This window comes from Enterobacter cloacae complex sp. (assembly GCF_900322725.1).
Taxonomy (GTDB): domain Bacteria; phylum Pseudomonadota; class Gammaproteobacteria; order Enterobacterales; family Enterobacteriaceae; genus Enterobacter; species Enterobacter quasihormaechei.
The window spans coordinates 4330867-4342278 of sequence record NZ_LT991957.1; the positions used below are offsets into that span (position 1 = coordinate 4330867).

11 protein-coding genes and 1 pseudogene are annotated in these 11412 nt (G+C 56.4%); 5 read left to right on the forward strand and 7 right to left on the reverse strand.

Annotation, left to right across the window (positions count from 1 at the left end):
- Positions 1 to 22: 22 nt before the first annotated feature.
- The 3 genes from DBR02_RS21275 (at position 23) to DBR02_RS21285 (ending at position 2507) form a co-directional block, all read left to right on the forward strand.
- Positions 23 to 685, forward strand: a complete 663-nt coding sequence (locus tag DBR02_RS21275; RefSeq protein WP_369750619.1) for an epoxyqueuosine reductase QueH — start codon at positions 23 to 25, stop codon at positions 683 to 685.
- Positions 686 to 956: 271 nt separating this feature from the next.
- The gene (locus DBR02_RS21280) at positions 957 to 1922 is read left to right on the forward strand and encodes a hypothetical protein (protein ID WP_107535369.1); all 966 of its coding nucleotides are present in this window, start codon (positions 957 to 959) and stop codon (positions 1920 to 1922) included.
- 15 nt (positions 1923 to 1937) lie between these two features.
- The gene (locus DBR02_RS21285; RefSeq protein WP_107535370.1) at positions 1938 to 2507 is read left to right on the forward strand and encodes a hypothetical protein; all 570 of its coding nucleotides are present in this window, start codon (positions 1938 to 1940) and stop codon (positions 2505 to 2507) included.
- An 81-nt stretch (positions 2508 to 2588) separates the two neighbouring features.
- Here DBR02_RS21285 and DBR02_RS21290 read toward each other — a convergent pair whose 3' ends face one another.
- The 3 genes and pseudogenes from DBR02_RS21290 to DBR02_RS21300 all read right to left on the reverse strand — a co-directional run bounded on the left by DBR02_RS21290 (position 2589) and on the right by DBR02_RS21300 (position 4336).
- The gene (locus DBR02_RS21290; protein ID WP_107535371.1) at positions 2589 to 3080 is read right to left on the reverse strand and encodes a GNAT family N-acetyltransferase; all 492 of its coding nucleotides are present in this window, start codon (positions 3078 to 3080) and stop codon (positions 2589 to 2591) included.
- Positions 3068 to 3356, reverse strand: a pseudogene (locus DBR02_RS21295) (type II toxin-antitoxin system TacA family antitoxin). Before DBR02_RS21295 ends, DBR02_RS21290 begins: the two are co-directional and overlap by 13 nt.
- 65 nt (positions 3357 to 3421) lie before the next feature.
- Positions 3422 to 4336, reverse strand: coding sequence for a LysR family transcriptional regulator (locus tag DBR02_RS21300; RefSeq protein WP_107535372.1), 915 nt, complete (start codon positions 4334 to 4336; stop codon positions 3422 to 3424).
- A gap of 127 nt (positions 4337 to 4463) precedes the next feature.
- On the opposite strand from DBR02_RS21300, the gene DBR02_RS21305 reads away from it, so the two are divergent.
- On the forward strand, positions 4464 to 5843 hold the full coding sequence (locus DBR02_RS21305; RefSeq protein WP_107535677.1) for a DHA2 family efflux MFS transporter permease subunit: 1380 nt from the start codon (positions 4464 to 4466) through the stop codon (positions 5841 to 5843).
- A 12-nt stretch (positions 5844 to 5855) separates the two neighbouring features.
- Here the strand turns inward: DBR02_RS21305 and DBR02_RS21310 are convergent, their stop codons facing one another.
- From DBR02_RS21310 to DBR02_RS21320, 3 genes are read right to left on the reverse strand one after another with little or no spacing between them, the layout of a single operon-like run.
- A complete protein-coding gene (locus DBR02_RS21310; RefSeq protein WP_107535373.1) occupies positions 5856 to 6851 on the reverse strand; it encodes a DUF2891 domain-containing protein in 996 nt (331 codons plus the stop codon).
- A gap of 9 nt (positions 6852 to 6860) precedes the next feature.
- Positions 6861 to 7847 (reverse strand): DUF979 domain-containing protein, encoded by a 987-nt coding sequence (locus tag DBR02_RS21315; protein ID WP_063866697.1) that lies wholly within the window; start codon positions 7845 to 7847, stop codon positions 6861 to 6863.
- Positions 7844 to 8566: a DUF969 domain-containing protein gene (locus DBR02_RS21320; protein ID WP_063451294.1), complete on the reverse strand. Its 723-nt coding sequence runs from the start codon at positions 8564 to 8566 to the stop codon at positions 7844 to 7846. The genes DBR02_RS21315 and DBR02_RS21320 overlap by 4 nt, the downstream gene beginning before the upstream one ends.
- A gap of 224 nt (positions 8567 to 8790) precedes the next feature.
- Here DBR02_RS21320 and DBR02_RS21325 point away from each other — a divergent pair, with 224 nt between their 5' ends.
- A complete protein-coding gene (locus DBR02_RS21325) occupies positions 8791 to 9339 on the forward strand; it encodes a winged helix DNA-binding protein (protein ID WP_063866695.1) in 549 nt (182 codons plus the stop codon).
- Here the strand turns inward: DBR02_RS21325 and glgX are convergent.
- A complete protein-coding gene (glgX, locus tag DBR02_RS21330; RefSeq protein WP_107535374.1) occupies positions 9336 to 11411 on the reverse strand; it encodes a glycogen debranching protein GlgX in 2076 nt (691 codons plus the stop codon). The two genes, DBR02_RS21325 and glgX, sit on opposite strands and share 4 nt — an antisense overlap.
- Position 11412: the final 1 nt, after the last annotated feature.

An 11412-nucleotide genomic window follows, 5' to 3' on the forward strand; every position in this document is an offset into this window, starting at 1 on the left:
CTGAATCAAATGACTGATGGCTATGACTAATTTTGAACGTCCGAAACTACAGCTTCCAAACGGCGCAGATAAACTGTTGTTGCACTCGTGTTGCGCCCCTTGTTCCGGTGAGGTCATGGAGGCCATTCAGGCGTCGGGCATTGATTACACCATCTTCTTTTACAATCCGAACATTCATCCGCAGAAAGAGTATCTCATCCGAAAGGAGGAGAATATTCGTTTCGCTGAGAAACATGGTGTGCCATTTGTCGATGCAGATTACGATACCGATAACTGGTTTGAGCGCGCCAAAGGTATGGAGTGGGAGCCTGAGCGCGGCGTTCGGTGCACCATGTGCTTTGATATGCGCTTTGAGCGCACAGCGCTGTATGCCGCTGAAAATGGCTTCAGCGTGATCAGCAGCTCGCTCGGAATTTCCCGCTGGAAAAATATGCAGCAGATTAACGACTGCGGACAGCGCGCCGCCGCGCATTATCCGGGAATGGTGTACTGGGATTACAACTGGCGTAAGCAGGGAGGATCGTCGCGCATGATTGAGATCAGCAAGCGCGAACAGTTTTATCAGCAGGAGTACTGTGGCTGCGTTTATTCACTGCGTGATACTAACATGCACCGTAAATCACAAGGCAGGCCGCTGATTAAACTCGGTAAACTTTACTATGGTAAGGAAGATGAAGGTCAATAGTATGAGAGACGCCTGGAACCGCACCAGATTTTGCGCCGTGGTGTAACTTTCGCGGATTGGGGATTGGCCTGAGACGGACGCTAGAATTTAGCTTCTTTAATCTTAGTGCGCATAATGTATATTATGTTAAATCACTTATTGCGATAATTTGTTTACGATTTGATCGCTGAGTTAACGCTGCTATTATCTAAGTCTAAAAGTTGGAATCATAAATTTTTTCAATAAATTACCCTGCTAATTCACAGTCCTCACGGAATGAAGGAGCTCTCCGATGAATTTACCCAGTCAGCAGTCGCCTGACAGCACCCTTCCCTCTTATGATCTCTCGCGCAGCCTTGGCTTACTGGCCGGTACTGATATCGACTTTAAAAAGCTGGCTGCGCAGCTCGACTGCACACGTAACTTTTACAATGTCGGCATCATTTTCGATGATGGCAAGCAACGCTGGCTGGTTCGCCCGTCACGACGCATTGCTGATGTGAATCAGAGCACCGTCAGCCATGTGGTCATAAGTAGAATTCCAGATGCTAAGGAAACCAGTGCGGAAAAAGCCGTGGTGGCAACGTTAACCACGCCAGCACTTGCGACAGAAATCACCTCAACCGGTTTCGCCTGTGGCGCGATGATTGTTACGCTTGTCATGGCGTTTGGTGCCGGTGCGGCCGTGCCTTTAACCGCTGGCGGATCCGGCGTGATTGCGGCGATTAGCCTGTCCGGCACGCTGGCTACGGGAGCACAATGCATGATTGGCGCGGGCCGTCTGCTGGCTATCCATAACGACCATGGTTCCGATGTTGCCTGGCTCGACAGTCAGGACTGGTACGTTGCCACCACGACGGTTCTGGACGTTATTTCGCTGACTGCGGCAGGAACCGCGCTACGAGGTACTTTAGAAACGTACAAGCTGATGAAAGCGGCATCTTCAAGTAAAGTTACCGCCTGGTTCCAGAGCCTGAGCCGTGCCGAGCGTAAGCGCATCACGGAAGAAATTATTAAAGCGCAGAATCCAGGCATCTCCAGTGCTGGCGTAAAGGCCGCGATCCGTGCAGGTGTTTATCCGAAACGTTTCCCCAGCGAATCGTTACAAAAATCACTGCAACGCGAGCTAATGAGTGCGGTCAATAACGCATCTGCCTTTGTGGGGAGTTCACTCACAGGGACTATCCGCAATCCACAAAATACCGTCCAGTCAGGACGTTATGTGGTTGGTGTGTTGCAGTCTTTTTTACCTAACTAAACGCTGAGTATTAAAATGTTTAAAGTTTTAACCCGTCGCCTGCAATATTGTAACGAGGTGTCCTCCAGCATAAAAAATGCCGCCCCGACACAGTTGCAGCAGCTGAAGACGCAGTTGGCTGAAGATATGGGTAAGCCTGTGGGGCTACATACTATGGGCATTCCGGCGGCGGTCAGTACGCTCGGGGTGATTGTCAGTTTCGCCATTCCTCAACTGTGGCTGGGGTATGGCGTACTCGCTGCACTCGGTCAGCCAGCAGAGCGCGTATTCGTGTGGGTTGTGCTGATCGCCCTGCTCTTCGCCGGCATCAACGGAGTGACGATGTTTATGATTGGCAAAGGTAGCATGCGTGCCGTGCGGTTACATCTTATGTTAGCTGTGCTAAGCCTGGTATTAACGGCAGCCTATCTGCTGGCCGCGCTGAGCGGTAGTTCTTCTCCGGGCGTCAGCCTGACCGCGGCGCTGGTAAGTATTGTCATGCTTGGGCTTAGCGGAAGCTGTATCCTTTCTACCGCTTTCTATAAGATGCTGCTATTTACTTTGCATAACAGAGTCTGGCGCAAGCTTATCAGCCAGACGCGCTAAACATTTATTCCATAAAGAAATCCCGCCGCTTCCGGCAGGATTTCTTTATGGCTTTTATACCGAGAGGTGCTAAACAATCGATCATCGAGTAAGAGGAAGTCTCAGAAACAGTGTCCGTTCCTGAGTCTGCGATGCCCTGAAGCCATGGTGAATATAAAAAGCCTTGGCTTCCTCAGTCAGTGCGTGAACCATGATCGCCCGCACGCCGATGTTTTCTGCCACCCGATAACAGCGTAAAACAGCATCATGGAGCAAATCGGCTCCCAACCCCTTTCCACGTAATGAGACATCGACTGCCAGACGGGCAAGTACAATCACGGGAATGGGATCAGGCATGTTACGCCGTAGATTACCGGTCGCTTCCGTATGGTTAACGCTGCCGGTAGCCAGTGAGTAAAAACCCGCTACCTGCTTCGTGCCCGTTTTACAAACAACGAACGTTCGGGCTGCGCCGAGCGCCTGGTTTTTCAGACCTCTTTGTTTTAGCCATTCGTCAAGCACGGCTTCCCCACTGACGAACTCCGCCAGTTGATGGACGCTGGTTAAAGGCTCTGGTGCGGTTACACGTCCCACTGGGGTTTCCTTGCCAGCAGTTTTTCTAAGGCAGGATCGTCCGCCACCGGGGCATCGAGCATATCAATGAACTCGGCATACTGTTCATCGTTAAAATTGAATACACGCCGATCGAGGATCACATTCTCGGCCGCCTGGCAGGCCATCTCCAGAATGAAGTCCGTACGTGATTTATGGAGGATCTCTGCGGCGGCATCGATAAGCGCCCGCTGAGATTCTTTGGCTCTAAGATTGAGCTGAACATCTGATTTCATGGGAACACCTCTTGTATAGCATTTGCTTTACAAGCATAGCACAAGCATTGTGTATAGCAATCTCTATACAAAATCATACGGAAACCGTTAACGATAAGACCTGCTCTCACCACATATCCCCAGAATTGTCTCTCTCAGCCAGCGATGGCCAGGGTCGCGCTCCATTCGCGGGTGCCACATCTGCGACACCGTTATACGCCGGCTTTTGAACGGCAGTTCGAAAACGTGTACCTGGTCTGTTACCTGCTGATTAAGTAAATAGAGCGCGGGTATCATGGCGATAAGATCCGATTCCAGCGCCACGGACAGAGCCGTCGGAAATCCCGGTACGACGCTTGCGATTTTACGCTTCATCCCTATCCCGGCCAGCGCATCGTCCACGGATCCTTGCAATGCACCCTCGGGTGACGCCACCACATGGCCCCACGAGACATAGTCGTCCACGCGTATGTCTGCCAGGGCAGCCAGCGGGTGTCCTTTACGCACAACGCCCACAAACCGATCCTCAAACAGCCGTTGCAAACGGATTTCAGGCCCCATATTGCTCTGAACGCCAATCTCCAGATCGACCAGCCCTTCCCGAAGATAGCGCGACGTTTTTTCCGGCTTGGGCGCAAAGCGTATACAGACGCCCGGCGCGGCGTTGGCCACAGCCGCTATAAGCGCAGGCCCAAACGCCACCACAAAACCGTCGTTTGCCCGGATGGTGAAAAGGCGCTCCAGAGTTTCCACGTTGAACGTTTCGGTTGAGGGCTGCAATACCGCCTTCGCCTCGTGCACCGCGTGCCGGGCGCGATCCCGCGTTGCTTCGGCCCACGGGGTCAGGACCATGTTTCGTCCGGCGCGAACCAGAATCGGATCGCCTGTGACGTCGCGTAACCTGCTCAGCGTGCGGCTCATGGCCGAGGTGCTGAGGTTCAAACGACGTGCCGCGCCTGCCACGCTCGTTTCACTCAGCAGTATGTCGAGCGCTATTAGCAAATTAAAATCCGGATCGGACATTTCCCCTCCTCCCTTCACATTCGGATAAGGCGTTTCATGCAACGATAAGGTGCAAATGGTGCGCCTTCCGCCCGGTAAAAGCCATCTTTATAGTTTTGTCATCCATAATCTTTCAGAGGACAACATGATGACGCTCTTTTCCAGTCAACCCGGCGACGAAGGACTGCCTGGCCCGGCGCGCGCACGGGTGATGGCCGCAGTCATGACCACCACGTTAATGGGCGTATTTGATGGCACCATGATCAATATTGCCCTGCCGTCTATGGCTCAGGAGATGCAGGTATCTGCCGGTTTTGCCGTCTGGTTCGCCAACGGATATTTACTGGCGGCTGCGATGTCGCTGGCGATATTTGCGGCGCTTGCGGCCCGCCTGGGTTACCGCCCCGTATTTCTCGCAGGCCTGACGACCTTCACCCTGACGTCACTGGGCTGCGCGCTGGTGAATACCCCGGAAGCGCTCGTCGGCATGCGTGTGCTTCAGGGGATCGGTGGCGCAGCGACGCTGAGTATTGCCCCCGCGATATTGCGGTCCGTGTTTCCCGGACGATTGCTGGGCCGCGTTCTTGGGCTGCACGCCCTGCTCATCGCCTTCAGCTCCGCTATCGGGCCGGTATTGGGCGGTACAATTCTTCATATGCTGAGCTGGCAATGGCTGTTTGCGATAAACGTTATTCCGGGCGCTCTCGCCTTGTATCTGGCTGTCAGAGCGCTGCCGCATGATGCGGTTCGAACGCAAGCGCCCTTCGATACACCGGGGGCAATATTGTCGGCGCTGCTGTTGGGCTCAACGATCGTGGCGGCGAACAGTTTCCGAAATGCAGAACATCACATCATCAGCCTCTGCTGGTCGGCGCTCGCCGCGCTAAGCGGCATCGCCTTTGTCTGGCAGATCCGCCGCTCGGCTAACCCATTATTGCCGCCTGCCATCTTCAAAAATGAACGTTTTACCCTCGCGGCCCTTACGTCGATGATGGCGTTCGTCAGCCAGGGGATCGCCTTCATTGCCCTGCCGTTCCTGCTTCAAAGCGTCTATGGCTTTAGCCCGCTCGTCTCTGCCCTGCTGTTTACGCCGTGGCCGCTGGGGATCGTGCTGATTGCACCGCATGCAGGCCGGTGGGCGGACACGATTTCGGCTCCGCCGATCTCCACTCTCGGGCTGATGATTTTCGCTGTGGGGTTGGGGCTACTGGCGACGCTGCCTGCCAGCCCAGCCATGTGGGACATCTGTCTGCGGTGCCTGGTGTGCGGTATGGGGTTTGGCTGCTTCCAGAGCCCCAATAACCGGGAGATGCTCTCAAACGTTACGCGTGACCATGCGAGCTTTGCTTCAGGCGTTTTGTCCATCATGCGGACGTTCGGACAGTGTCTCGGTGCAGCGGTTGTAGGGGTAATGCTGACAGCAGATGGAGGGCCCGTTCATGCTGCGCTGTGGATCGCCACGGCAGCCTCAGCGGTATCCGTATTGGTTAGCGTAAGCCGGTTACGTTCGCTGAGGCTGATAAAATGAGGCCAGGCTGGGCTACTCCAGCGCCAGCAGCGCAAAGCTCGCCAGCCAGTGTCCGCCGCTGTAGTGACTGCCGACGACATGCTCCACGCTTGCCGAAAGATGGCGCGCAACGGCATCGCGTAATGCCTGCCGGGCGCGATGATTCTCCGGTAAGGCACGGGCAATGTGCTTCATGCACCACGCGCGGCTGAGGTTGAGCCCGTCCAGGTGCGCAATTTTCGGATCGGTGCGGTCGCTCACCTCTGCCGGATGCATCAGCGCAGAAACGGACGCGATTTCGGGTAGAAACGCATCGAACCAGGCCGGGAAATCCTCCTCCACCTTGCTCATCAGCAGGGCCTCGGTCAGTGCCCCGGAGATATACTCGTCGCCGCCCGGCTCATAATGTGCCGGATAATGCGTATCCGCGAGATAAAACCGCGTCGATGCGTCCAGGATGGCGTGCTCAAGCGTGTCGTCGTTTACCGCGCGGGCATAGTCCAGCCCCAGCGCGAGGGCAAACGCCGTGTTGTAGTGCGTCCCGACGCGGATCGGATAGGTAAGCTTGCTGAGGTAATCCACCAGCCGATGGCGAATGTCCAGGGTTAACGGTTGCAGCGTCTGGTACCAGCGCTCCGCCTGCGGCAGCGTCGATTGTTGCAGCTCCTGCGCCAGCGCCAGCAGCCAGCCGTAGCCATAGGGCCGTTCAAACGACGCGCGGAACGGCGCGGTAAAATAGGCCAGCTCCTTCGCCACCTTCTCATCGGTCAGGTGTTCGTCGAACAGGGCGATAATCTCCTCCCGACACGGCAGTTCGGGATAGAGACGCAGGCAGCGCAGCAGTAACCAGTAGCCATGTACAGCCGAATGCCAGTCGAAGCAGCCGTAAAATATCGGATGCAGCTCGCGAGGCGGCAATACGTCACCGTCATCGTTGAGCAGGTGCATAATGTGGTTCGGGTATTCCTGACGTAAATAGGCCAACGGCATTCTGGCGAAGGCGTCAGCCTGATGTTGCGTTAATTCCATAGCGGCTCCTTAGCGAAACACGAGGAAATACATTAAGAACACGTTCACCACCAGCAGGGTTAACGCGGTCGGGATCTGGATCTTGATGACCTGATATTTGTCTTTTAGCTCCAGTAGCGCGGCAGGCACGATGTTGAAGTTAGCGGCCATAGGCGTCATCAGCGTGCCGCAGTAGCCCGCGTACATGCCGATAGCCAGCAGCGGTGCCGGGTTGCCGTGATGAACGTTAATCAGGAACGGCAAGGCAATACCGGCGCTCAGCACCGGGAACGCCGCAAAAGCGTTACCCATGATCATGGTAAACAGCGCCATCCCCACGCAGTAAATCACCACCAGCATGAAGCGGCTGTCCGGGTTCACAAACAGGCTGACCACCTTCTGCACCGATTCACCGGTATTGGCCACCACAAACACCCCACCGAGCATGGCGAGCATCTGCGGCAGGATCACCGCCCAGCCGATGGTGTCGACCAGCCGACGAGACTGACGAATCGCGTGCAGCGGCGTGCCTTTCGTCAGCCACCAGCCCGTGAGGATCGCCGCCACGCAGGCCACGCACAGCGCCGCCAGGGTGAGCTGTTTCTGGTCGAGCAGGTAAACGCCGCCGATCGAGACGCCCTTCAGGAACAGCGTCCCGATCACCGTCACCACCGGGATCATCAGTGCGGGTAAAAACAGCCAGTTTTTGAGCCGGTTCGACGAGGCAACGCGCTCCTCCTCGGTAGCCATTTTATAGTGCCCCTTCCCGACCAGCCCGAAACCGGCCAGCAGCGCAATCACGATCACGGCGCCGCCAATAATGCGATACGCCAGCGACCTGCCCAGCTCCTGCACCATCAGATCGCCAAACAGGAAGATCCCGCCGAAGAGGAACCAGAACAGCGCGGTCGTAAAGCGTTTCGGGTTGGCGCGATCGCGTAGGGTCATCACAACCAGCAGCATCACGACGAAGCCAATCAGGTAGTACACGCGGTTTATGGTGATGAGCGTCATCATGATGCGATCTCCTGCGTGCCCTGCTCTGCTTTCCAGGCCATCACGTCGCGACGAATGCTGGCGTCAAGGCGCAGCAGGCGTGTCATATGGATAATCAGGGCCGCGATGGCGGTCGGGATGGCCCACAGGCCGATATGCAGCGGCTCGATCCCCTCGATCCCGTTCTCCTTGAGGAAGGCGTCAATCAGCAGCACCGCGCCGAAGGCAATAAAGATATCTTCCCCAAAGAAAACCGCGATATTGTCGCAGGCGGCGGCATGGGCTTTGATTTTGTCGCGAATGTGCTGCGGCAGGTCGCCGTATTCATTCAGCGCGGCCCCTTCCGCCATCGGCGCCAGCAGCGGACGCACCGTCTGCGCGTGGCCGCCCAGCGACATCAGCCCGAGCGCAGCCGTCCCTTCGCGGGCGACAAAGTAGAGCATCAGGATACGCGCCGAGGTGGCGCTGGCGATCTTCGCCACCCATGCCTGGGCGCGCTCTTTCAGCCCGTAATACTCCAGCAGGCCAATCACCGGCAGGATCAGGATGAAGGTGGCAAGCGATCGGCTATTCACAAACTTTTCGCCAAAGGTTTCCAGCAGCATGCCGAAATCCATGCCAACCAGCAGGCCCGTCGCCAGCCCCGCCACCACGACAACCAGCAGCGGGTTGAAACGCAGTGCAAAACCAATAACCACCACCGGAATCCCGATAAGCGGCAACAGTGTAGAACTGTCCATAAACGTTACCCTATCCAAAGTGAGCGTTGCGCGCCGACGGCTATTTTTTATACTTCGCAGCAGAGCGAAGCCGGTGCATTACGGCGCGCGATGTTGTGTTTTGCGTCAGGCTCCGCAGAACCTGCACTAAAAAGCTATATCTGAACGTCAAAAACATGTAAACAATTTATCAATAAAATGTTCTTATTTTATCGACGGGTTTACATTCTGAAGAAAGGATCGGTATGACGACTAAGAAAACGAAGGCAGCGTTAAACCACGACGATATTGCGGACGGGCGTATCGTCTCCTCCCGTCATCTGGTCTCAGAGCGGTGTGCCGAATTATCGGAGCTGGAATACGCCCTGATCATGACCAGCAACGCGTTCAACAAGTGGATGGTGCGCTGCATGACCGCAGCAGGTGAACCGGATATGGGAGCCTTTGACGTTTCGCTTCTGCACCACGTGAATCACCGCAACCGCAAGAAGAAGCTGGCCGACATCTGCTTTGTGCTGAACGTGGAAGATACCCACGTGGTGACGTATGCGCTGAAAAAGCTGGTGAAGGCGGGCTACGTCACCAGCGAGAAAGCGGGGAAAGAGCTTTTTTTCTCTACGACCGAGGACGGGAAAGCGTTGTGCATGAAGTACCGTGAGGTGAGGGAAGCCTGCCTGATCAACATTCATGCGGAAAGTGGCATTCCGGGAACGTCAATTGGCGAGACCGCGCAGCTGCTGCGCGCGATCTCGTCCCTGTACGATACCGCCGCACGCGCGGCGGCCTCGCTTTAAGGGCGGCGGAACAGGGTGATGCTCCGCCCGGCCAGCTCGTAATCGACAGATTCAGTGATGATTTCCCCCGTGGGGGCATCCTCCGCCGTCGAAAGTTCGAGCACCCAGCCCCCTTCACCAAACTGCGGGATCTGGAAAGGCACGGTGCCTTCAAACGGATTGAACAGCATCAGCACGTCGTGCCAGACGCCCTCTTCCTGCTGAAGGTCCGGACGGCTGATGGAGAGACCAAGGGTGGAGCCCTCGTCCCACTGTTCCGACTGCTGCGGGCCCCCGCCGGCGTTAAACCAGCGAATCTCCAGCCCGTCGCGCCAGTTCTCCCGGCGCAGCAGCGGTTGCTCCGCGCGCAGGGCGATCAGCCGACGGGTAAACTCGCGCAGCGCCTCGTCGTTTTCTGACAGCCCTTCCCAGTTTATCCAGGAGATCTCGCTGTCCTGACAGTATCCGTTGTTGTTGCCCTTTTGCGTCCGGCCAAACTCATCTCCCGCCAGCAGCATCGGCGTGCCGTGGGAGAAGAAAAGCGTGGTGAGGAAGTTACGCTTTTGCCGCTCGCGGGTGGCGATGATATCCGGGTTTTCCGTCGGTCCTTCCTCGCCGTAATTATACGAACGGTTATCGTTATGTCCGTCGTTATTATCTTCCCCGTTATCGGCGTTATGCTTCTCGTTGTACGACACCAGGTCGTTGAGCGTAAAGCCGTCATGCGCGGTGATAAAATTGACGCTGGCCCACGGACGACGACCGCGCAGGTCATACAGATCGCCGGACCCCAGCAGGCGGGCGGCAAAATCGTTAGAGACGTTATCCCCCTTCCAGTATTCACGCACCGTATCGCGGTATTTATCGTTCCACTCTCCCCAGCCTGGCGGGAAGCCCCCAACCTGATATCCACCCGGGCCGATATCCCACGGCTCACCAATGAGCTTCAGCTTCGACAGCACCGGGTCCTGGGTCACGGCATCGAAGAAGCCGCCGCGCGGATCGAATCCCTCCGGCTCGCGTCCGAGTATGGTTCCGAGATCAAAGCGGAAGCCGTCAATCTGCATCGATTCCGCCCAGTAACGCAGGGAGTCCATGACCATCTGCAACACGCGCGGGTGCGACGTGTTAACGGTGTTCCCGGTGCCGGTGTCGTTGATGTAATACCGGTGCTGATCCGGCATGGTGCGGTAATAGCAGAAGTTATCAATCCCTTTGAACGACAGGGTTGGCCCCAGCTCGTTGCCCTCCGCCGTGTGGTTATAGACCACGTCGAGGATCACCTCGATGCCCGCATCATGATACGCGCGCACCATGTCGCGGAAACCCTGGATACCCGCCGGACCGTAATAGCGGGACGCTGGCGCAAAGAAAGCCAGCGAGTTATAGCCCCAGAAGTTTTTAAGACCGCGATCCAGCAGGTGCTGATCGTCCGGGAACCAGTGAACCGGCAGCAGTTCCACCGAGGTGATCCCCAGGCTTTTGATGTAATCTACGGAGGCTTTATGCCCCATCCCTTCAAACGTACCGCGCAGTTCGGGCGGAATGGCCGGATTAAGCTGGGTAAAGCCTTTCACATGGCTTTCATAGACCACGGTGTGCGGCCACGGCACGTCAGGCCGACGCGAGTCCTGCCAGTCGACGGCGTTCGGGTCGATGACCTTACATTTCGGCGTAAACGGCGCGCTGTCCCGCGTATCAAAGCTGAGATCGAGCTCGTCATGCCCCAGCTCATAGCCGAAGTGGGCATCGTTCCACGCAATGTCGCCCACCAGTTCGCGGGCATACGGATCGATGAGCAGCTTGTTGGGGTTAAAACGATGGCCGTTCTCCGGATCGTAGGGTCCGTAAACGCGATAGCCGTAGAGCGCGCCCGGCTTCAGGTCGGGCACATAGCCGTGCCACACCTCATGGGTATATTCCGGCAGCTCCAGTCGGGCGATTTCGGTTTTCCCGGAAGGGTCAAACAGACAGAGCTCTACCCGCTCCGCGTGGGCGGAAAACAGGGCGAAGTTTACCCCCTTTCCGTCATAATTTGCGCCCAGCTGCTGACCATGGCCGGCCCGAATTTCAAACGTTGTATCCTTTGGCATT

Coding starts and splice junctions, on each gene's coding strand:
- DBR02_RS21280 (WP_107535369.1), top strand. CDS start 957: ATGAATTTACCCAGTCAGCAGTCGCCTGACAGCACCCTTCCCTCTTAT.
- DBR02_RS21315 (WP_063866697.1), bottom strand. CDS start 7,847: ATGATGACGCTCATCACCATAAACCGCGTGTACTACCTGATTGGCTTC.
- DBR02_RS21310 (WP_107535373.1), bottom strand. CDS start 6,851: ATGGAATTAACGCAACATCAGGCTGACGCCTTCGCCAGAATGCCGTTG.
- DBR02_RS21325 (WP_063866695.1), top strand. CDS start 8,791: ATGACGACTAAGAAAACGAAGGCAGCGTTAAACCACGACGATATTGCG.
- glgX (WP_107535374.1), bottom strand. CDS start 11,411: ATGCCAAAGGATACAACGTTTGAAATTCGGGCCGGCCATGGTCAGCAG.
- DBR02_RS21320 (WP_063451294.1), bottom strand. CDS start 8,566: ATGGACAGTTCTACACTGTTGCCGCTTATCGGGATTCCGGTGGTGGTT.
- DBR02_RS21285 (WP_107535370.1), top strand. CDS start 1,938: ATGTTTAAAGTTTTAACCCGTCGCCTGCAATATTGTAACGAGGTGTCC.
- DBR02_RS21275 (WP_369750619.1), top strand. CDS start 23: ATGACTAATTTTGAACGTCCGAAACTACAGCTTCCAAACGGCGCAGAT.
- DBR02_RS21300 (WP_107535372.1), bottom strand. CDS start 4,336: ATGTCCGATCCGGATTTTAATTTGCTAATAGCGCTCGACATACTGCTG.
- DBR02_RS21305 (WP_107535677.1), top strand. CDS start 4,464: ATGACGCTCTTTTCCAGTCAACCCGGCGACGAAGGACTGCCTGGCCCG.